At 71.6% G+C, this 20918-nt stretch carries 16 protein-coding genes; 4 read left to right on the forward strand and 12 right to left on the reverse strand.

The window, feature by feature from the left end; genetic code table 11:
- Nucleotides 1-8 precede the first annotated feature (8 nt).
- The 7 genes from ACWCXB_RS14120 to ACWCXB_RS14150 form a co-directional block, all read right to left on the reverse strand.
- On the reverse strand, nucleotides 9-674 hold the full coding sequence (locus ACWCXB_RS14120) for a hypothetical protein (RefSeq protein ID WP_450722477.1): 666 nt from the start codon (nucleotides 672-674) through the stop codon (nucleotides 9-11).
- Nucleotides 675-688: 14 nt separating this feature from the next.
- A complete protein-coding gene (locus ACWCXB_RS14125; protein ID WP_450722479.1) occupies nucleotides 689-3112 on the reverse strand; it encodes an FHA domain-containing protein in 2424 nt (807 codons plus the stop codon).
- 77 nt (nucleotides 3113-3189) lie between these two features.
- The gene (locus tag ACWCXB_RS14130) at nucleotides 3190-4341 is read right to left on the reverse strand and encodes an XdhC family protein (protein ID WP_450722481.1); all 1152 of its coding nucleotides are present in this window, start codon (nucleotides 4339-4341) and stop codon (nucleotides 3190-3192) included.
- A 46-nt stretch (nucleotides 4342-4387) separates the two neighbouring features.
- Nucleotides 4388-5851, reverse strand: coding sequence for an NCS2 family permease (locus ACWCXB_RS14135; protein WP_450722483.1), 1464 nt, complete (start codon nucleotides 5849-5851; stop codon nucleotides 4388-4390).
- A 222-nt stretch (nucleotides 5852-6073) separates the two neighbouring features.
- The gene (locus ACWCXB_RS14140; RefSeq protein WP_450722485.1) at nucleotides 6074-8479 is read right to left on the reverse strand and encodes a xanthine dehydrogenase family protein molybdopterin-binding subunit; all 2406 of its coding nucleotides are present in this window, start codon (nucleotides 8477-8479) and stop codon (nucleotides 6074-6076) included.
- Nucleotides 8480-8484: 5 nt separating this feature from the next.
- Nucleotides 8485-9081 carry a (2Fe-2S)-binding protein gene (locus tag ACWCXB_RS14145; RefSeq protein WP_450722487.1) on the reverse strand — a complete coding sequence of 199 codons (597 nt, stop codon included), beginning with the start codon at nucleotides 9079-9081 and terminating at the stop codon, nucleotides 8485-8487.
- Between the two features lie 2 nt (nucleotides 9082-9083).
- Nucleotides 9084-9974 carry an FAD binding domain-containing protein gene (locus tag ACWCXB_RS14150; protein WP_450722489.1) on the reverse strand — a complete coding sequence of 297 codons (891 nt, stop codon included), beginning with the start codon at nucleotides 9972-9974 and terminating at the stop codon, nucleotides 9084-9086.
- A 284-nt stretch (nucleotides 9975-10258) separates the two neighbouring features.
- On the opposite strand from ACWCXB_RS14150, the gene ACWCXB_RS14155 reads away from it, so the two are divergent.
- A complete protein-coding gene (locus tag ACWCXB_RS14155; protein ID WP_450722491.1) occupies nucleotides 10259-11995 on the forward strand; it encodes a PucR family transcriptional regulator in 1737 nt (578 codons plus the stop codon).
- Between the two features lie 337 nt (nucleotides 11996-12332).
- Nucleotides 12333-13106, forward strand: coding sequence for a hypothetical protein (locus tag ACWCXB_RS14160; RefSeq protein ID WP_450722492.1), 774 nt, complete (start codon nucleotides 12333-12335; stop codon nucleotides 13104-13106).
- Between the two features lie 129 nt (nucleotides 13107-13235).
- Here ACWCXB_RS14160 and ACWCXB_RS14165 read toward each other — a convergent pair whose 3' ends face one another.
- The 3 genes from ACWCXB_RS14165 to ACWCXB_RS14175 form a co-directional block, all read right to left on the reverse strand.
- A complete protein-coding gene (locus ACWCXB_RS14165) occupies nucleotides 13236-13709 on the reverse strand; it encodes a DUF4429 domain-containing protein (protein WP_450722494.1) in 474 nt (157 codons plus the stop codon).
- Nucleotides 13710-14020: 311 nt separating this feature from the next.
- On the reverse strand, nucleotides 14021-15334 hold the full coding sequence (locus tag ACWCXB_RS14170; RefSeq protein ID WP_450722496.1) for a hypothetical protein: 1314 nt from the start codon (nucleotides 15332-15334) through the stop codon (nucleotides 14021-14023).
- Between the two features lie 17 nt (nucleotides 15335-15351).
- Entirely contained in the window at nucleotides 15352-16164 is an 813-nt protein-coding gene (locus tag ACWCXB_RS14175; RefSeq protein ID WP_450722498.1) for a GntR family transcriptional regulator, read from the reverse strand.
- 149 nt (nucleotides 16165-16313) lie between these two features.
- Between ACWCXB_RS14175 and ACWCXB_RS14180 the strand changes: the two genes are divergently transcribed.
- Both ACWCXB_RS14180 and ACWCXB_RS14185 read left to right on the forward strand, forming a co-directional pair.
- Entirely contained in the window at nucleotides 16314-17189 is an 876-nt protein-coding gene (locus tag ACWCXB_RS14180) for a (2Fe-2S)-binding protein (RefSeq protein ID WP_450722500.1), read from the forward strand.
- A gap of 244 nt (nucleotides 17190-17433) precedes the next feature.
- Nucleotides 17434-18519, forward strand: coding sequence for a DUF2637 domain-containing protein (locus ACWCXB_RS14185; RefSeq protein WP_450722502.1), 1086 nt, complete (start codon nucleotides 17434-17436; stop codon nucleotides 18517-18519).
- A 67-nt stretch (nucleotides 18520-18586) separates the two neighbouring features.
- Here the strand turns inward: ACWCXB_RS14185 and ACWCXB_RS14190 are convergent, their stop codons facing one another.
- Nucleotides 18587-19006 carry an ATP-binding protein gene (locus ACWCXB_RS14190; RefSeq protein WP_450722504.1) on the reverse strand — a complete coding sequence of 140 codons (420 nt, stop codon included), beginning with the start codon at nucleotides 19004-19006 and terminating at the stop codon, nucleotides 18587-18589.
- Between the two features lie 141 nt (nucleotides 19007-19147).
- Nucleotides 19148-20890 (reverse strand): pyruvate dehydrogenase, encoded by a 1743-nt coding sequence (locus ACWCXB_RS14195; RefSeq protein ID WP_450722506.1) that lies wholly within the window; start codon nucleotides 20888-20890, stop codon nucleotides 19148-19150.
- Nucleotides 20891-20918: the final 28 nt, after the last annotated feature.

Genomic DNA, 20918 nt, shown 5'->3' on the forward strand with positions numbered 1-20918 from the left:
ATGCGGCCTCACCCGGGTGCGCGCCGGCCCGCGGTGTCCTGGTGCGAGGGTGAGGGCGGCGGCGGAGTCGCCTGCGGGTCGGAGCCGTCCAGGACGACGCTGCGGGTGGGTGGCGGAGCCGCGGGGGAACCGCCCGCCGGCGTACGGGGCGGCGCGGTGCCCTGGGCGGGCGCGCCCTGCGGGGGTGCCCCCGTCGCGAACGTGGCCAGCCGGTTGCCGTCGCAGTACACCCATCGCTCGTGCTCGCCGTCGTACAGCCAGAGCGCCTCGCCGTCCACGACCACGCCCACCCGGATGCCCTGGGTGTCCCGGCGGAAGGTCTCGCCGTCCGACCCGCCCCCGATGAGGGACTCCGCCGCTCGCCGGTACTGGCCGAGCGCCTCCTCCACGCGGGCGAGCAGCGGACGCGGGTCCGCGGTGCGGGCGAGCGGCTGTCCGGCTGTCGGCGGGTCCTGCGGTACGGCGACGAGCAGCCGGCCGTCGACCCAGGCCGACCAGCCGTTGGCGCACAGCACCTGCCCCCAGTCGCCGCGCCGGTCGACGACTTCGACCGGCAGATAGGGGTCGAGCGGCGTGCTGGGGCGGCTGGCGTCGGGCGAGTCCCAGGTCTGCATCCCGTCGCCGGGGACGACGTGCGTGGGCCGGAAGCCGGGCACGGCAGCGGAATCGGTCACCTCTCCACCGTCCTCTACTTCCGCATGACCGCGGGCTCATGGCGCCGCAGCAGCCGCGAGACGACGTACAGGAGGACGACGCAGAAGACCACCAGGATGCCCATGTTCTGCAGCCACAGCCCGACGGAGTGCTCGAACAGCGGGTCGTCGGTGTCCGGCGTCGGCACGATCCGGGCGATGTCGACGGACTCCGCCATGGCCGCGAAGCCCCATCGCGCCGGCACGAGCCACGCGAACTGCTCCAGACCCGTGGTGCCGTTCAGATTCAGCAGAGCACCGCAGAAGACGATCTGGACCATGGTGAGGAGGACCAGCAGAGGCATGGTGACCTCTTCCTTGGGCACCAGCGCGGAGACGACGAGGCCGAGCATCATCGCGGTGAGCGCCAGCAGCGCGACCGCCACGGTGATCTCGAGGAGCGGAGGCATCAGGACCCCCTTGCCTCCGGGGACGTTGAGGTCGACCCCGAACAGTCCGACGAGGGTGAGCACGACGGCCTGTGCGGCGGTGATGACGCCCAGGACCACCACCTTGGACATCAGGTAGGCGGATCTGGAGAGTCCGACGGCTCGCTCCCGCCGGTAGATGACGCGTTCCTTGACGAGCTCGCGCACCGCGTTCGCCGCGCCGGTCAGCACCGCGCCCACGCACAGCACGAGCAGGGCGTCCAGCGCCGTCTCCTGGGTGAATTTGCTGCCGGCCAGGCCCCGGGCCATGAGGCCCATCCCGAAGGGCAGCGCGATCATGATGATGATGAAGGTGCGGTCGGCGCTCAGCACGGCCGCGTAACGCCGTACGAGCGTGCTGAGCTGGTCGAACCAGCTCTGTGACTTGGTCGGCGGCGCGAAGTCCACGCGCTGCCGGTCCTGGTCGAGCCGGGGCTGCGTGCTGGAGGCGATGTACTGGCGGTGGTACGGGGATGCCCGGTACTGCTCCGCCCAGTCGCGGTCGTGGTCGTTCTCGAACGCCTCGAACGCCTCGGGCCAGTGCTCGAAACCGAAGAACGAGAGCGCGTCCTCGGGCGGCCCGTAGTAGGCGATCCGGCCGCCGGGTGCGAGCACGAGCAGCCGGTCGCAGACGTCCAGGCTGAGCACGCTGTGGGTGACGACGATGACCGTGCGGCCGTCGTCGGCGAGCCCGCGCAGCTGGTGCATGACCGAGCGGTCCATGCCGGGGTCGAGTCCGGATGTCGGCTCGTCGAGGAACAGCAGCGACGGCTTCGTCAGCAGCTCCAGGGCGACGCTGACCCGCTTGCGCTGGCCGCCGGAGAGGGTGTGGATGGGTTGGTCCGCGCGCTGCTCCAGGCCGAGTTCGCGGATGACCTCCTCGACCCGCTCGTCGCGTTCCTCGGGTGCGCTGTCCCCGGGGAAGCGCAGTTCGGCCGCGTACCGGAGGGCCCGGCGCACGGTGAGCTGAAGGTGCAGGATGTCGTCCTGCGGTACGAGTCCGATGCGCTGGCGCAGCTCCGCGTAGTCGCGGTAGAGGTCGCGGCCGTCGTAGAGGACGGCGCCGTGATCGGCGGGGCGCAGTCCGGTGAGGGCGTTGAGGAGGGTGGACTTTCCGGCGCCGCTCGGTCCGACGACGGCGAGCAGGGACTTCTCGGCGACGGGGAAGGAAACTCCGTCGAGGAGGACCTTGCGGCCGTCGTCCACGGCGACCTCGAGGTTCTGTACGTCGAGCGAGATCTCACCGGAGTCGATGTACTCCTGCAGCTGGTCGCCGACGAGGCAGAAGGTGGAGTGGCCGATGCCGATGATGTCGTTCTCGGTCACCGGGGCGCGGGTGATGGACGCGCCGTTGAGGTAAGTGCCGTTGTGGCTGTCGAGGTCGACGATCTCGTACGTGCCGTCCCGGAGTGCCTGCAGTTCCGCGTGCTCGCGGGAGACGATCAGATCGTCGATGACGAGGTCGTTGTCCGGTGCACGGCCGATGCGGACGGTGCGGGTCAGCAGCGGGCGGACGGTGGTGGGCTGCCGGAAGGTGTGGGTGGCGGAGGGCAGAGAGACGGCGGACGGGTGCACGGCGGAGGGGGCGGCGGCACGAGGGGGCACGGCGGAGGGGGCGGCGGCACGAGGGGGCTCTGCGGAACGCACGGTGGCAGACCGGGGTTCCGGCTCGGGCAGCCCGTTGAGCACGACCCGCGGTCCATCGGCGGGGTTGCCGAACCGTATGACGCTGCCGGGCCCCACACCCCACTCGTTGATGCGGTGGCCGTCCGTGTAGGTGCCGTTGGTGCTGTTCACGTCCTGGACGGTCCAGTGCCCGCCCTCGGTGCGCAGCACGGCGTGGTGCCAGGACACCCGCTCGTCGTCGAGCACGATCTCGCTCGTGGGGTCCCGCCCGATGTGGTACACCCGGCCAGGGCTCATCAGCGTCGAGCCCCCGTCGGTTTCGAGGACGAGCTCAGGCGCGTTCGGCGCGACGGGACGCTCTCCCATGCCAAGATTCTAACTTTTACCCCCTTTGGGCGCTCGTCAGGACGGGCCGGATGCGGAGCCTCGGAGGCGCGGGACTGTCAGGCCACCGACCCGATGACCTGCGCCGGAACACGCGGCCCTTCGTGGTGGATAGGGGTGTGCGCACCGGTCAGCGAGACCCCGCTGCCGCCGCGCCGGTTGGCGACGATCTCCGCCGCGATCGACAGGGCGGTCTCCTCGGGCGTCCTGGCGCCGAGGTCGAGCCCGATCGGCGAGCGCAGCCGGGCGAGCTCGAGCTCGCTGACGCCGACCTCGCGCAGCCGCCTGTTGCGGTCCTCATGGGTGCGGCGGGAACCCATCGCGCCGACGTACGCGACGGGAAGCTTCAGCGCGAGCTCCAGCAGGGGTACGTCGAACTTGGCGTCATGGGTGAGGACGCACAGCACCGTACGACCGTCGACCTCCGTCGACTCCAGGTAGCGGTGCGGCCATTCGACGACGATCTCGTCCGCGTCCGGGAAGCGGAGCTTCGTCGCGAAGACCGGTCGGGCGTCGCACACGGTCACGTGGTGGCCGAGGAACTTCCCGACCCGTACCAACGCGGACGCGAAGTCGATGGCACCGAAGACGATCATGCGCGGGGCGGGGACGCTGGATTCGACGAGCAGCGTGAGCGGCTGCCCGCAGCGGGAGCCGTCCTCGCCGATGACGGCGGTGCCGGTGCGGCCGGCGTCGAGCATGGCGCGGGCCTCGCCTGCGGCGGTGCGGTCCAGTTCCGGGTGGCCGCCGAGGGTGCCTTCGTACGACCCGTCAGTACGGACGAGGAGGGCGCGGCCCATCAGGCCGGCCGGCCCGTCGGTGATCCGCGCGACCGCCGCCGCCTCCCCTCCGGCGGCGGCGGACAGCGCGGCCGCGAAGATCTCCCGTGCGGGAGAGTCCGCGCGTACCGGGGTGACGAGGATGTCGATGATCCCGCCGCAGGTCAGGCCCACGGCGAAGGCGTCCTCGTCGCTGTACCCGAAGCGCTCGAGGACGGTCGCCCCGTCCTCGAGCGCCTGCCGGCACAGGTCGTAGACGGCGCCCTCCACGCAGCCTCCGGAGACCGATCCGATCGCCGTGCCCTCACTGTCGACGGCAAGTGCGGCACCCGGCTGGCGGGGCGCGCTGCCGCCGACGGCCACGACCGTGGCCACGGCGAAGTCGCGTCCCTGCTCGACCCACCGGTGCAGCTCGTCGGCGATGTCCAGCATGTCGGTCTCCTTGGGGGATCTGTGGATGCGTGGAGGGCGCGTGGGGTCAGTGGACCCCCAGCCACCCCTCGATCGGGTGGAGGGCGAAGAACACGATGAAGATCGCGGTCAGGCCCCACATGAAGGCGCCCACCTCACGGGCCTTGCCCTGGGCGACCTTGATGGCGACGTACGAGATGACGCCGGCGGCCACACCCGGGGTGATGCTGTAAGTGAACGGCATCAGCACGACGGTGAGGAAGACCGGGATGGCGACCGAACGGTCGCTCCAGTCCACGTGCTTGGCGTTCTGCATCATCATCGCTCCGATGACGACCAGGGCTGCGGAGGCGACCTGGGGCGGCACGATCGCGGTGAGCGGGGTGAAGAAGAGACAGGCGGCGAAGAACAGGCCGGTGACGACCGAGGCGAGTCCGGTCCTGGCACCCTCACCGACGCCGGTGGCCGACTCGACGAACACGGTCTGGCCGGAGCCGCCCGCGACACCGCCGATCGCACCGCCCGCACCGTCGATGAACAGGGCCTTGGACAGGCCGGGCATCCGGCCCCGCTCGTCGGCGAGCTCGGCCTCGGTGCCGACGCCGATGATGGTCGCCATGGCGTCGAAGAAGCCGGCCAGCACCAGGGTGAAGACGATGAAGCCGACCGTCATCGCGCCGACTTCACCCCAGCCGCCGAACTCGACCTGCCCGAAGAGCGAGAAGTCGGGCATGGAGACGGCGGTGCCGCCGAGCTCCGGCGGGGCCATGTTCCACGCCTTGGCGTCGAGGCCGGCCACGTTGTGGACGACGACGGCGACGATCGTGCCGACGACGATGCCGATCAGGATCGCACCGGGGACGGCACGGGCCTGCAGCATGAAGATCAGCAGCAGGGTGAAACAGAAGATCAGGACGGGCCAGCCGGCCAGCTCGCCGCCCACGCCGAGGGTGACGGGCGGGCCGAACTCAGAGCCCTTGCCGACGAATCCGGACTTGACCAGGCCGATCAGGGCGATGAAGAGGCCGATGCCCATGGTGATGCCGTGCTTCAGCGCGAGCGGGATCGCGTTCATGATCAGCTCACGGAGACCGGTGACCACCAGGAGGCAGATCACCAGGCCGTACAGGACGCACATGGCCATGGCCTGCGGCCAGGTCATCTGGGGCACTACTTGCGAGGCGAGAACGCCGGACACGCTCAGGCCGGCCGCGAGGGCGAGCGGAACCTTGCCGACGAAGCCCATCAGCAGGGTGGTCGCGGCGGCCGCGAAGGCAGTCGCAGTGATGAGTCCCGGCTGGCCGAGGACGTTGCCTGCAACGTCCTTGCCATTGAGGATCAGGGGGTTGAGCAGGAGGATGTACGCCATCGCCATGAAGGTGGTGATGCCGCCGCGCACCTCACGCGCGACCGTCGATCCTCGTTCGGATATGTGAAAGTACCGGTCGAGCCAAGACCTACCGGCGGGGACGTGCGAGCCGGGGCCCGCTTCCTCCGCGGCGGTCTTCGGCTCCACTGACGACTGGGTCATGGTGCCTACTCCCAAGGTTCACAGGGGCACCCGCATCAGACTTGGAAAGTCGGACAAGCTGCGGGATTTGGGATCTTGCGTGGGCTGCACGACCCGGGGGACGGCCCGAGACGAACGATTGGGTACTACCGGTTACTGCGGGGGGTGATGCTGCTGCGACCGCGAGCGGTGCGGTCCGGGGAAGGGGGTCAGGGGGACGGAGTCCCCCGGACCCCCGGAGGGTCAGGTGCCGGTGAGGTGCTCCGGGCGTACCGGCGTCCTGTTGAGCTCCAGCCCGGTCGCGTTCCGGATCGCCGCGAGGACGGCCGGCGTGGACGACAGGGTCGGGGCCTCGCCGATGCCACGGAGCCCGTACGGGGCGTGGTCGTCGGCGAGTTCGAGCACGTCGACCGGGATGGTCGGCGTGTCGAGGATCGTGGGGATGAGGTAGTCCGTGAAGGAGGGGTTGCGCACCTTCGCGGTCTTCGGGTCGACGATGATCTCCTCCATGACCGCCACGCCCAGGCCCTGGGTGGTACCACCCTGGATCTGGCCGATGACGGACAGCGGGTTGAGCGCCTTGCCGACGTCCTGGGCGCAGGCCAGCTCGATGACCTTCACCAGACCGAGCTCGGTGTCCACCTCGACGACCGCGCGGTGCGCGGCGAACGAGTACTGGACGTGGCCGTTGCCCTGACCGTTGTGCAGGTCGAAGGCCTCGGTCGGGCGGTGCCGCCACTCGGCCTCGACCTCGACGGACTCGCCCTCGAGGACGTCCACCAGGTCGGCGAGCACCTCACCGCCGTCGGTGACGACCTTGCCGCCTTCGAGCAGCAGCTCGGCGGTGGCCCAGGCCGGGTGGTACGTACCGAACTTGCGGCGGCCGAGCTCCAGGACCTTCTCGCGGACGAGCTCGCAGGAGTTCTTGACGGCGCCCCCGGTGACGTAGGTCTGCCGGGAGGCGGACGTCGAGCCGGCGGAGCCGACCTGGGTGTCGGCGGGGTGGATCGTCACCTGGGTGACGCCCAGCTCCGTACGGGCGATCTGGGCGTGGACCGTGACACCGCCCTGGCCGACCTCCGCCATCGCGGTGTGCACGGTCGCGACCGGCTCACCGTTGATGACCTCCATCCGCACCTTGGCGGTGGAGTAGTCGTCGAAGCCCTCGGAGAAGCCGACGTTCTTGATGCCGACGGCGTAGCCGATACCGCGGACGACGCCCTCGCCATGGGTGGTGTTGGACAGACCGCCGGGCAGCGCGCGCACGTCGGCGCCCTCGGTGGTCACCCACTGCTGCTCGGGCGGGAGCGGCATGGCCTTGATACGGCGCAGCAGCTCGGCGACCGGGGCCGGCGAGTCGACCGGCTGGCCGGTCGGCATGAGCGTGCCCTGCTCCATGGCGTTCAGCCGACGGAACTCCACCGGGTCCATGCCCAGCTTCGCGGCGAGCTTGTCCATCTGGGCCTCGTACGCGAAGCACGCCTGGACCGCGCCGAAGCCGCGCATGGCGCCGCAGGGCGGGTTGTTGGTGTAGAGCGCGATCGCCTCGATGTCGACGTCGTCGACGACGTACGGGCCCACGGAGAGGGACGAGGCGTTGCCGACGACCGCCGGGGAGGCCGACGCGTAGGCGCCGCCGTCCAGGACGATCCGGCACTTCATGTGCGTGAGCTTGCCGTCCTTGGTGGCGCCGTGCTCGTAGTAGAGCTTCGCCGGGTGGCGGTGCACATGGCCGAAGAAGGACTCGAACCGGTTGTAGACGATCTTGACCGGCTTGCCGGTGCGCAGCGCCAGCAGGCAGGCGTGGATCTGCATCGACAGGTCCTCGCGGCCGCCGAAGGCGCCGCCGACGCCGGAGAGCGTCATGCGGACCTTCTCCTCGGGCAGACCGAGGACCGGGGCGATCTGGCGCAGGTCGGAGTGCAGCCACTGGGTGGCGACGTAGAGGTCGACGCCGCCGTCCTCGGCGGGTACGGCCAGGCCGGACTCCGGGCCGAGGAAGGCCTGGTCCTGCATGCCGAAGGTGTACTCGCCCTTGACGATGACGTCGGCGCGCTTGGCGGCCTCGTCGGCGTTGCCGCGAATGATCGGCTGGCGGTGGACGATGTTCGGGTGCGGGACGTGACCGGCGTGGTGGTCGTCGCGGCCCGGGTGGAGGAGCGGCGCGTCGGGCGCGGTCGCGGATGCCTCGTCGGTGACGACGGGCAGCTCCTTGTACTCGACCTTGATCTTGGCGGCCGCGCGGCGCGCGGTCTCCGGGTGGTCGGCGGCGACGATGGCCACGGGCTCGCCGTGGTGGCGTACGACGCCGTTGGCGAGGACCGGGGTGTCCTGGATCTCCAGGCCGTAGTTCTTCACCTCGGTCGGCAGGTCGTCGTACGTCAGTACGGCGTAGACGCCGGCCTGGGCGAGGGCCTCGGACGTGTCGATGGAGACGATCTCGGCGTGCGCGACGGTGGAGCGCAGGATCTGGCCCCACAGCATGTCCTCGTGCCACATGTCCGAGGAGTACGCGAACTCACCCGTGACCTTGAGGGTGCCGTCGGGGCGGAGCGTGGACTCGCCGATGCCGCCCTTGGTCGGGGTCCCCTGGGTGACGTTGGTGGGAGTGCCCGCCGGAGCGGCGGCGACTCGGGGATTCAGCGCCATGGTGCTCAGACCGCCTCTTCCTGACGGGCGGCCGCGAGACGGACCGCGTCGAGGATCTTCTCGTAACCGGTGCAGCGGCAGAGGTTGCCGGAGAGCGCCTCGCGGATGTCCGCGTCGGACGGGGAAGCGTTGCGCTCCAGAAGCTCGTCGGCCGCGACCAGCAGACCCGGGGTGCAGAAGCCGCACTGCACGGCGCCGGCGTCGATGAACGCCTGCTGGATCGGGGCGAGCTCGGTGCCCTCGCCGGTCTGGGAGTCGGTTCCCTTCGCGGACCACTGCTGGGCGTTCTGGAGGGAGGTGCCGGAGGAGCCGCAGGCACCCGTGCCGCAGGAGCCGCCGTGCTCGGCGCGCTGCTTGGCGAAGTCCGCCAGGCCCTCGACGGTGACGACCTCGCGGCCCTCGACCTGACCGGCGGCGACGAGACACGAACACACCGGCACACCGTCGAGGCGGACCGTGCAGGAACCGCACTCGCCCTGCTCACAGGCGTTCTTCGAGCCGGGCAGCCCCAGGCGCTCACGCAGCACGTAGAGGAGGCTCTCGCCCTCCCAGACGTCGTCCGCTTCCTGCTTACGGCCGTTGACCGTGAAATTCACGCGCATGGTTATGCAGCTCCTTCAAGCGTGCGGCCGGTGCCGCGGTACTGCTCCCAGGTCCAGCCGAGAGTGCGGCGGGCCATGATTCCGACGGCGTGCCGGCGGTACTTGGCGGTGCCACGGACGTCGTCGATCGGGTTGCAGGCGGCGGAGGCCAGCTCCGCGAACTGCTTGGCGATCGAGGGAGTGATGATCTTGCCGCTCTCCCAGAAGCCGCCCTCCTCGAGCGCGGCGTTCAGGAACTCCTCGGCCGCCGTGGCACGCACCGGAGTGGGCGCGGCGGAGCCGATGCCGGTCTTCACGGTGCGGGTCTCGGGGTGCAGGGCGATACCGAAGGCGCACACGGCGATGACCATCGCGTTGCGCGTGCCGACCTTCGAGTACTGCTGCGGGCCGTCCGCCTTCTTGATGTGGACGGTCTTGATGAGCTCGTCGGGGGCGAGCGCATTGCGCTTCACGCCCGTGTAGAACTCGTCGATCGGGATGAAGCGCGTGCCCCGTACCGACTCGACCTCGACCTCGGCGCCCGCGGCCAGCAGGGCCGGGTGCGCGTCGCCGGCCGGGGACGCGGTGCCGAGGTTGCCGCCGACGCCGCCGCGGTTGCGGATCTGCGGGGATGCGACGGTGTGCGAGGCGAGCGCGAGGCCGGGCAGCTCCGCCCGGAGGTTCTCCATGATCTGGGTGTACGGGACGGAGGCGCCCAGGCGGACGTTCTCCTCACCGACTTCCCACTCGCGCAGCTCGACGATGCGGTTCAGGTCCAGGAGGTACTCGGGCCGCCGGTGGTCGAAGTTGATCTCGACCATGATGTCGGTGCCACCCGCAATGGGCACAGCCGTGGGGTGCTCGGCCTTGGCGGCGAGCGCCTCCTCCCAGCTGGCGGGGCGAAGGAAGTCCATGAGTGGCTCTCTTCTACGTGATTCGGTCGTTCGCAGGGGCTGGGGACGGCCGGCCCTCGACTGGATATTCATGTCCTGTTAACGCGCTGTGGCCCAAGTACACAAGCACCGCCCCGCCGGGTGCAGTCACCGAAACCATGAAGGAGTTGGCTGGTCGCCACCCGCGTCTTGTAGATTCGAACGAAAGGCGGGACTCGGTAACCTCACGGCTTTCCTCCTGACACCAACGGCCCGAACCTCACCCCACTCCAACGGCAACAACGAGACAGATCGGCGGCGACGAGATGCGGCTGCGCGCACTGCTGGAAACCGACGCGCTGGGACTGCGGCTGCTCGGCGGCGACGACGAGCTGGACCGCACCGTCCGTGGCGTGATGACGACCGACCTCAGGGACCCGAGCCGCTATCTCTCGGGCGGTGAGCTGGTTCTCACCGGCCTCGCCTGGCGGCGCACCGCCGAGGATTCCGAGCCTTTTGTCCGTATTCTCGCAAGCGCCGGAGTCGCGGGGCTCGCCGCCGGCGAGGCGGAGCTCGGGGACATCCCGGACGATCTCGTCGAGGCGTGCGTACGGCACCGACTGCCGCTCTTCGCGGTCAACGAGTCCGTTGCTTTCGCAACGATCACTGAGCATGTCGTCCGCCAGGTGTCCGGCGAGCGGGCCGGGGACCTGGCCGCCGTCGTGGACCGGCACCGGCGGCTGATGACCTCGGGACCGGCGGGCGGCGGCCCCGAGGTGGTGCTCGACCTCCTCGGCTCCGACCTCGATCTCCGCGCCTGGGTCCTCTCCCCCACCGGACGCCAGATCGCAGGGGCGGGAGACCCGCTGCCCGCCGGGGTGAGCGCCGCGCTCGCCGGTGAGCACCTGGCCGCGACCCGCACCGGCCGGCGCGGCCCGCACCGCGCGACCGCCGCCGGTTCGACGTATTCGCTCTTCCCGATCCGTAACACCGGCCGGGGTGCCGCGCCCGCCTCGCGCGACGTCCGCGAGACCGTGCTCTCCGACTGGCTGCTCGCCGTCGAGGCCGACGCCTCCGACTGGCCCGCCGCCCGCCTCGATCTGCTCCAGGGCGTCACGCAGCTCATCGCCGTCGAACGCGACCGGCGCGAAGCGGCCCGTACAGTACGCCGCCGGCTCGCCCAGGAGGTCCTGGAGCTCGTCCAGACGGGCGCCGCGCCCGCCGAGATCGCCGCCCGGCTGCGGGTCGCCGCGCCCGTGCTGCTGCCCGGCCTCGGCACCGCCCCCCACTGGCAGGTCGTCGTCGCGCGGGTGGAGTGGGAGCAGGAGGGCGGCGGCGCCCCGATCGAGGCGGGACCCGTCACCCAGTCGCTGCTCGAGGAGATCCTGGTCGACCCGGCGACGACGGGCGCGGAGTCGGCCGACCGCATCGCCGTCGCGCACACCGGGGACGAGGCGATCGCGCTGGTGCCGCTGCCCGCCGTGGCCCCCACCACCGTCCCCGGGGCCTCCGAAGCGCACGACGACCTGATCGAGGGCCCGGCTGCCGACATCGGCACCAGCAGTGCGGGGCTCCACGCGGACGCCCTGCTCGCCGCCGTCCGCGACCCGCTCTCCGCGGGCCTCGACGGCGACGGCCGCCTCACCCTCGGCGTCAGCGCCGCCGTCCACTCGGCGGAGGGCCTGCGCGGCGCCCTGGAGGAGGCCCGGCACGCCCGCCGCGTCGCCGCCGCCCGCCCGGGCCGGGTGTGCGCGGCCGGCCATCACGAGCTGGCCTCGCACGTGCTGCTGCTCCCCTTCGTCCCGGACGACGTCCGACGCGCCTTCACGGCCCGCCTCCTGGATCCGCTGCGCGACTACGACCGGCGGCACAGGGCGGAGCTCATCCCGACGCTGGAGGCGTTCCTGGACTGCGACGGCTCGTGGACCCGCTGTGCGACGCGGCTGCATCTGCATGTGAACACGCTGCGGTACCGGGTGGGGCGGATCGAGCAGCTGACCGGTCGCGATCTGTCCCGGCTGGAGGACAAGCTGGACTTCTTCCTCGCGCTGCGGATGAGCTGAGTTCGATAGGGCATCCCCGTTCGCGGGGGCTCCTTCGGAGCCCGTCCGGCGTTCGAGGACGAACGCCCCGGCCCACACACCGTTACCCGCTCACCTCCGGGGGCTGGGGCCCGCCCAAAAGGCCATGCCCCACGTGAGGCGTCCGCCCAGCCTGCGTCAAAAGGCGTACGCGCGAGCGGAATCGCACCGACCGGCGCGGCCGGCAGCGGCCAAACACCCAGTGATTGTGAACTGATTCACCAGATCCCTTGGCCAGGCATGCCTGTCCATGCTGAGATTCGGTCTGACCCAACAGCACAATGGCGCGCTCGGGGAGGGCAATGTGGCTCATACCGCTATGTCTGGTTCCGGAACCACTGCAGGTGACGATCCACTCCAGACCGCGGTATGGCGGCTGCGCTCGCGCGGCTGTTGGACCGACGCGGCGGCCCTCCTCGCCCCCCACTCCCCATCCCCCGCGCTCGCGCTGCAGCGCGCCGCGCTGCTCGTCGAGCGCTGCCTGTTCACCGGCAAGGGCTGGGCGGACGCCGAGGACGCCCTGCGTACGGCGGAGGCGGTGGCCGGCGACGACGACGAGCGCGGCGCCGCGGCCTGCGAACGCGGGCAGCTCGCCTATGCGTCGACCGTGCTGAGCGTTCGCGACCGGGCGGACGAGGCCCGCGCGGCTCTCGGACGGGCGGCGGCCCTGCTCGCACCGGACGCCCCCGGGCGCCCCCTCCTCGACTTCCGCCGCGGCCTCGTCGCCGAGCACCTCGCGGACTCCCCGCAGGCCGCCCGCGCCGCGTACCACCGGGCCCACGCGGGCGCCGTCGCCCAGGGCGACACCCTGCTGCTCTCGTTCACGTGGCGTCATCTGGCGGCGCTCGCGCTCCGCGACGGCGAACTGGCCGAGGCCCGGCACGGGTTCACGGAGTCCCTCCGTATCCGCGAGGAGCTCGGCTACCTGATCGGCACGGCTCCGGCCCTGGCCGCCCTCGCCGACACCGAGCCCGAGCCGGAAGCGGGACGCCTCCGCGCGGAGGCGATGCGGCTGTTCCGGCTGCTGGGCGGCGTACCGACATGGCTGGCGGACCAGTTGACTCCGCCGGCGCAGGCCGCCCCGGTGGTGTGAGGCTCCTCTCTGGACCCTACGGGTGCCTCCGGCCGCCGGCCCGGTGGGCGAAGCCCCGCCCCCAGAGGCTCGCCCCTCGCAGCGGCAGCCGGTGCGCCGTATCCGTCGACCGTGCCAGGGACCCTCGCGTCATCCACCCAGCAGCCGGGCCTTCGGCCGGTCGAACTCCTCCCTGGTCAGCAGGCCTTGCTGAAGCAGGCCACTCAGCTTGACCAGTTCGTCCGCCACGAGCAGGCCTGGTGCCGCGGAGGGGGCCGAGGACACCTGCGGCGCTACCTGTGCAACCTGGTACTGCGCGACCGCGGCTTCGACGGCGGCGGCCAGCGATTCGAACGGGGCGCTGCTCTGGTTGGCGTAGATCACCGCGTCCTCGTCGAAGGCGGTGGGCGGCGGTGAGAACGGCTGCTCGGCGCCCTTGCGGACGATCTGGACGTAGCCGGCCTTCAACAGACCGCCGCGCTTGAAACGCACCGCGCTGATCTCGGAGACATGGATGCGCTTGCTCCCCTCCCCCAGGGTGTGCCGTGCGCGGAAACCCTCACGCGTGATGGTGACATACGTACCGTCGAAGCTGATGTGTCCGGTGTCGCCCTTGGCTTCCATATGTACCCCCCACGGCTGTTGGCGGACGGCATCATCGCATGTCCGACGTCATACGGTGAGCGGGCCGGTTCGCCGCGGCAGCGCGGCGCAGGCAAGCGATGACGGCTGTGGCCACGGAGCACGAGGGCGGCCAGTAAGGACAGCGACAGGTCGCGCTGCTGCCGCACGACGTAGCCGCCGGGGGCGATGCCGGTGCCGCCGTGTTCGGGGTGGGTGAGGTACACGACGTCCGTGGCCTCGATCATTCCGAGGGCCGGTCGCTGGCGGTCGCCGACGCCGGTGGCCACCGGCAGGTGCCTGCGTGGAGCGGATCAGGAAGCAGATCGGGCCGTGAGACGGATGAGGGCCTCGTCCATGCCGATGACGACCGACCGGTCGGAGGCCACCGCTACGGCGCGGACGGGCGGGCCCGGGCGGAAGGTCAGGACGCCGGGCGCGTCCGGGCGGAAGGCCAGGGCGCCGGCGGCGTCCGGGCGGTGGAGTTCCACGAGGCCGTCGGCCCAGGCGACCGCCAGGGCCGGGCCCTGTGCGGAAAGGGCGACGACGGGACAGGGGCGCTCGGCGACGGGGGCCGGCTCCGGGGCACGACCCGGGTGCCAGGCGCGGACCGTGCCGTCCGCCCCTCCGCTGTAGGCCAGCGGCTCCGGGGTGGTGTCGGTCACCGCCAGGGAGGTGACCCGGCCCCGGTGGAGGGCGGCCTGGTGCATTCCCCGGAGGCCGAACGCGTGCACCGAGCCGTGCCGGTCGCCGACCAGGACGAGGCCGTCGGTCGCGGTCAGTGCCGTGCCCGGGTGCTTCGCCAGCGTGGCCGCGACGGCCTCCGTGAGGGGCGTCCGGCCCTGGGTGTGCAGGTGTCCCCGTTCGTCCAGCAGGAGCAGGCTGCCGTCGACCACCGGGGCAAGTGCCTTGATCCGTACGGGCATCGGGGCGGAACCCGGCGCCGGGGTGGCATCGTCGGGATGCAGCGAGCGGACCGTGCCGCGCTGGTCCGCCACGAGCAGATGGCCCGCCCATCGGCCGCTGCCGTGGGCCAGGGCGGCCACGGGACCGGGCCAGGGCGGGGTGACATCGCCGGGCACCCGGGTCCAGTCGACCCGCCAGGGCGCGGCAGCGGCGAGGCCGGTGAGGGCGGGGCGCAGACGGGGGTCCGCGCCGTCGCCGAGAGCAGCCAGCAGGACCAGGGCGCGTTCGGCGACCGGCTGGTCCCGCACCAGGGACTGGCCGGCCCGGAACCAGGCCGCCCGCAGACCTCCGTGGGCGTCGTCCGGGTGGCCGGTGTCGTTCGCGTACGTGGCCGTCACCAGCAGCGGGTCCGCGGCGCAGACCGCGGCCGGGTCGTCCAGGTCCGGCGGGGCGCCCCCGGCCGGCTCCGCCGCGCCCGGACGTGGCTCGGTGATCAGCCGGATGTGGCCCAGCTCCCGCAGCGCACGCATCAGTTCGGCCAGCGCCTCGGGATCGCGGGCGGCGGGCAGGTCCGGCAGCGCGAGCACCCTGCGGCGCGGGTCGGCGGTCAGGGCGCCGATCAGCTCACCCGGTGTCCGCGCCACCACGCCGAGTTGGTTCGCCAGCGCCCAGACGGTGCCTCGCACACTCTGGCCCGCGAGGGACACGACCGCGTCGGGCAAGGGCCCCGCCCCCGCTCTCAGCCGTCCGCGCCGGTGAAGTGCTCCCGTACCAGCGTCTGCACCACCACCAGGTCCTGGGCGACCAGGGCCTCCAGCAGCGCGGAGTGCTCGGCGGCGTCGGCGACGAGTTCGGCCCGGCGGGTGGCCGGGGCACTCACGAGGGGCCATTGGGAGCGGCGGTGGAGGTCGTCGGCGATGGCGACGAGCTGCTCGTTGCCGGCGAGAGAGAGGACCGCGCGGTGGAAGGCCCGGTCGGACTCGGCGTAGCCGGCGCGGTCGCCGGTCGCCGCGGCCGCGGCGGTCGCCTCGGCGAGGGGGCGCAGCTCGGTCCAGCGGGCGGCCGGGACGGTGCGGGCGAGGCGGAGCATGACCGGGACCTCGATGAGGGCGCGGACCTCGGCGAGCTCGGAGAGCTCGCGGGCGTCGCGCTCGACGACCCGGAAGCCGCGGTTGAGGACGACTTCGACCGCGCCTTCGAGGGAGAGCTGCTGCATGGCCTCGCGCACGGGGGTGGCGGAGACTCCGAACCGCTCGCCGAGGACGGGGGCGGAGTAGATCTCGCCCGGGGTCAGCTCGCCGGTGACGAGGGCGGCGCGCAGGGCCTCCAGGATCTGGCCGCGGACCGAGTGACGCTGGACGGTGGCCCGGGGCGCCGGGGGCTCGCTGTGGGTGTGCTCGCCGCGCACCTGCTCGCCGCGTACCTGCTCGACGCCCCGCGTCGCCTGCTCCGGTATCCGTACCTGCGCCTCCGGCCCGTACGAGGCCGAAGACACGGACGCGGACGCGTACGGCCGCGCCGCTGCGGCTCCGCGCGCTCTGTCCTGCTCCACTCGGGTCCTCCTCCGGCGTTCTCGGGGCCCGGGTCGCGCGCCGTGGGCCCCCTGTGCACCATAAGCGGACGGGAGCTCAGTTCAAACATCGATCGCTTCGGGTAAGGTAAGGCTAACCTGCTGACGATCGCGATTCGGTGGTCCCCTGCATGACCGTCCCCGCCGTTCTCCCCAGCTCGCGCCCTGTCCTCCCCGCCCCCGCCACCACGCCCTTCTCGGATGCCTACGCGCCTCTGGCCGAGGCGTTCCCGGGGCTGCGGATCCAGGAGCCGGCCGAAGGCGAGGAGGCAGCGCAGGGCGGCGGCTGGGTCGCGGCGGCGGGCCTCGCGGCCGGGGGCCCGGCCCTGGACGCGTTCCTCGCCTGGGACGACGCCCAGGTGCTCCGCGACTACGGGCAGCAGGCCCGCCCCGATGTCGTCGCCAGCTTCGGACTGCACCGCTACGCCTGGCCGGCCTGCCTGCTGATCACGGTCCCCTGGTTCCTGGACCGCCGGGTGCCCCGGGTGCCCGTCGAGGATGTCGCCGTCCAGCGAGCCCTCGGGCGGCTGAGCGTCCGCGTCCGCACGTTCGCGTGTCTGCCCGGCGACCCGGCCGCGGAGCTGCCTGGCGCCCACGTCGTGCCCGACGAGGAAGCCCTGCGCGCCGAGGTACGGGAGGCCGTCGCCGAGCACATCGGTCCCGTGCTCGACGGCTTCGGCCCGCGTATGCGGCGTGGCAGGCGTGCCCTGTGGGGCATGGTGACGGACGAGGTCGTCGAGGGCCTCTGGTACATCGCGCATCTGCTGGGCGAGGAGCGGCGGGCGATGACGGAGCTGGAGGCGCTGCTGCCGGGCACGACCGAGCCGTACGTCGGCACGGCCGGCTTCCGCGAGCTCACGGGCCCGGACGGCGAGCCGCTGCCCACCCGCGACCGTGCGAGCTGCTGCCTCTTCTACACGGTGCGGCCCGAGGACACCTGCGTCACCTGCCCCCGCACGTGCGACGCCGACCGCGTGCGCAGGCTGAGCGCCGCCGCGCAAGGCTGAGGGAATCCGCTCGTCCTCACGCCACTCATCAAGGTAATCACCCGAACACATTTTCCCCTTCCCCGCTGCATGTTCGAGCAGAACCCACCTATTCGTACGCTTTGACGCCCCCTTGGCGTTCTCTTGCCACGAAACCCCGTGACCGGCACGGGACTTGGGCCAATATGGGCGCCCGAATCGCCCTACCGCGGCGCAGACGCAGCAGACGCAGACGCAGCAGACGCAAGGATGCAAGGGACCCCGCATGAGACTGACCGACATATCGCTGGACTGGCTGCTTCCGGGCGGCGTGATGCTCGCGGGGGTCGTGGCGGCGGTGGCGGTGCTCGCGCGCGGCAGGCGCGCCGGGGACGGTTCCGCGGCCGACGACTCCTGGGAACGCAGCGAGGAGCGCCGCAGGCGCAAGGAAGCGGTCTACGGCACCGCCTCCTATCTGCTTCTCTTCTGCTGTGCCGCGGTCGCCGCGGCCCTGTCCTTCCACGGCCTGGTCGGCTTCGGCCGGCAGAATCTGAACCTCTCCGGCGGCTGGGAGTACCTCGTCCCGTTCGGCCTCGACGGCGCCGCCATGTTCTGCTCGGTGCTCGCGGTGCGCGAGGCCAGCCACGGCGATGCCGCACTCGGCTCCCGGCTGCTGGTGTGGACGTTCGCGGGCGCCGCCGCCTGGTTCAACTGGGTCCACGCACCACGCGGCATCGATCACGCCGGCGCCCCACAGTTCTTCGCGGGCATGTCGCTGTCGGCCGCGGTCCTCTTCGACCGCGCCCTGAAGCAGACCCGCAGGGCCGCGCTCCGCGAGCAGGGCCTGGTGCCCCGTCCGCTGCCGCAGATCCGGGTCGTACGGTGGCTGCGGGCGCCCCGCGAGACCTTCGGCGCCTGGTCGCTGATGCTCCTCGAAGGCGTACGCACCCTGGACGAGGCGGTCGACGAGGTGCGCGAGGACCGGCGACAGAAGGAGCAGAACCGGCTGCGCAGGCGCGGCCAGGAGAAGCTGGAGCGGGCCCATCTGCGGGCGCTCAACCGGCAGCACCGGGCGTGGGGCCGTGGCCGCGGCGGGCGCCAGGTGGAGGTCACCACCATGAACGGCGCGACCGTGGCCGGTTCGGCCGTGAGCGGCTCAGTGGGCTCCGCACCGGCCGCCGTGGGGCCCGTCGCGGAGCCTGCCATAGCCGAGCCGGGACAGCTGCCGCCACGCCCCCGGCCCTCCCTTCAGGCCGTGAGGGGCACTGAGCCCATCACGGTCGACCTCACCGCCGAGGACGACACCCAGGCGCTGCCGCGACTCGACTCCCTGGAACGGAAACTCAAGGACCTCGAGCAGCAGTTCGGCTGAGCGATCGTCGGCGGGACGGCGGCGGTCGGCGCCGACGGCGGGTGGAGAGGACGGCGAGGGGGACGGTTCACGTCCGCCCGCCGTCCAGCTCGAACCAGACCACTTTGCCCAGGGCATGCGCCTGCACACCCCAGGCGTCCGCAAGGTTCTGCACCAGGATCAGACCTCGCCCGTGCGTGCTCTCGTCGGCCACCGGGACGCGGGGCTCCGGCAGCCCGGACGTGAAGTCCCGCACCTCGACCCGGAGTCTGGTCGGTGCGACGATCGCCGTCACGACCGCGCCGTCGTCCGTGTGGACCAGGGCATTGGTGACCAGCTCGCTGACGAGGAGCTCGGCGACCTCTGCCGAACCCGGCTCGCCCCAGTCACCGTGCCCCAATAAATCGCGCAGGGCGCGCCTCACCTCCGGTACGGCCCTCAGGTCCGCGCGCCCCACTCTGCGGCGCAGCTGCGCCGGCCGAGACCCTCCCTGACGCCTCGTCATCATCCCCCACCGCACGTCGGAACGGTCCCTTCCTTCTCGCTTGCTCGAACAGGCTCACAAGCACTCCCGAAATGCATGCCCCGCCCCCGTACGGCCACGCCTGTGGTTTTCACCACGCGTGAGGGACAGGGCACGCTCCGCTCGTCATGGCCGTGGCACGTTCCGCAGGTTGGAGCGGGCCATCTGGACCATCCGGCCCACTCCGCCGTCCAGCACGATCTTGCTGGCGGAGAGCGCGAAGCCGGTCACCATATCGGCGCTGATCCTCGGCGGGATGGAGAGCGCGTTGGGGTCGGTGACGACGTCCACGAGTGCCGGTCCCTTGTGCGCGAAGGCCTCCTTCAGCGCCCCGGCGAGCTGTTTCGGCTTCTCCACGCGTACGCCGTGGGCGCCCGCCGCCCGCGCGATCGCCGAGAAGTCCGGGTTGCGGTTCGTGGTTCCGTACGAGGGCAGGCCCGCGACCAGCATCTCCAGCTCGACCATGCTCAGCGAGGAGTTGTTGAACAGGACGACCTTCACCGGCAGGTCGTACTGGACGAGGGTGAGGAAGTCGCCCATCAGCATGGCGAATCCGCCGTCGCCGGACATCGACACGACCTGCCGTCCACGGTCGATGAACTGCGCGCCGATGGCCTGGGGCAGGGCGTTCGCCATCGAACCGTGGCTGAAGGAGCCGATGATGCGGCGGCGCCCGTTGGGGGACAGATAGCGCGCCGCCCAGACGTTGCACATGCCCGTGTCGACCGTGAACACGGCGTCCTCGTCCGCGAGTTCGTCGAGGACCGAGGCGACGTACTCGGGGTGGACCGGGACATGCTTGTCGACCTTGCGGGTGTACGCCTTGATGACGCCCTCGAGCGCATCGGCGTGCTTCTTCAGCATCTTGTCGAGGAAGCGCCGGTCGTTCTTGATCCGCACCTTCGGGGTGAGGCAGCGCAGCGTCTCGCGCACGTCACCCCAGACGGCGAGGTCGAGCTTGGAGCGGCGGCCCAGGTGTTCGGGCCGCACGTCGACCTGGGCGATCTTGACGTCGTCGGGGAGGAAGGCGTTGTACGGGAAGTCGGTGCCGAGCAGGATCAGCAGATCGCACTCGTGCGTGGCCTCGTACGCGGCGCCGTAGCCGAGGAGGCCGCTCATGCCGACGTCGTACGGATTGTCGTACTGGATCCACTCCTTGCCGCGAAGCGCGTGACCGACGGGTGACTTGATGCGCTCCGCGAACTGCATGACCTCGACGTGGGCACCTGCCGTCCCGCTGCCGCAGAAGAGGGTGACGCGCTCCGCCTCGTCGATCATGCGGGCGAGGGCGTCGATCTCCGCGTCGCCGGGGCGGACGGTGGGGCGCGCGGTGACGAGGGCGTGCTCGATGGTCTTCTCGGGGGCCTGCTGCGAGGCGATGTCACCGGGGAGGGAGACGACGCTGACGCCGCTGCGGCCGATGGCGTGCTGGATCGCCGTCTGGAGGAGACGCGGCATCTGCTTCGGACTGGAGATGAGCTCGCTGTAGTGGCTGCACTCGCGGAAGAGCTGGTCGGGGTGGGTCTCCTGGAAGTACCCGAGGCCGATCTCGGAGGAGGGGATGTGGGAGGCGAGGGCCAGGACGGGGGCCATCGAGCGGTGGGCGTCGTAGAGGCCGTTGATGAGGTGGAGGTTGCCGGGGCCGCAGGAGCCGGCGCAGGCGGCCAGTCTGCCGGTGATCTGCGCTTCGGCGCCCGCGGCGAAGGCGGCGGTCTCTTCGTGGCGGACCTGGATCCACTCGATGGCGGCGTTGCGGCGGATGGCGTCGACGATGGGGTTGAGGCTGTCGCCGACGACTCCGTACAGCCGCTGTACGCCCGCACGGACGAGGATGTCGACGAACTGTTCTGCGACGTTCTGCTTGGCCATGGGTCCATCTATCCATGGCCGCGGCGGT

Source organism: Streptomyces sp. NPDC001514, assembly GCF_053597075.1.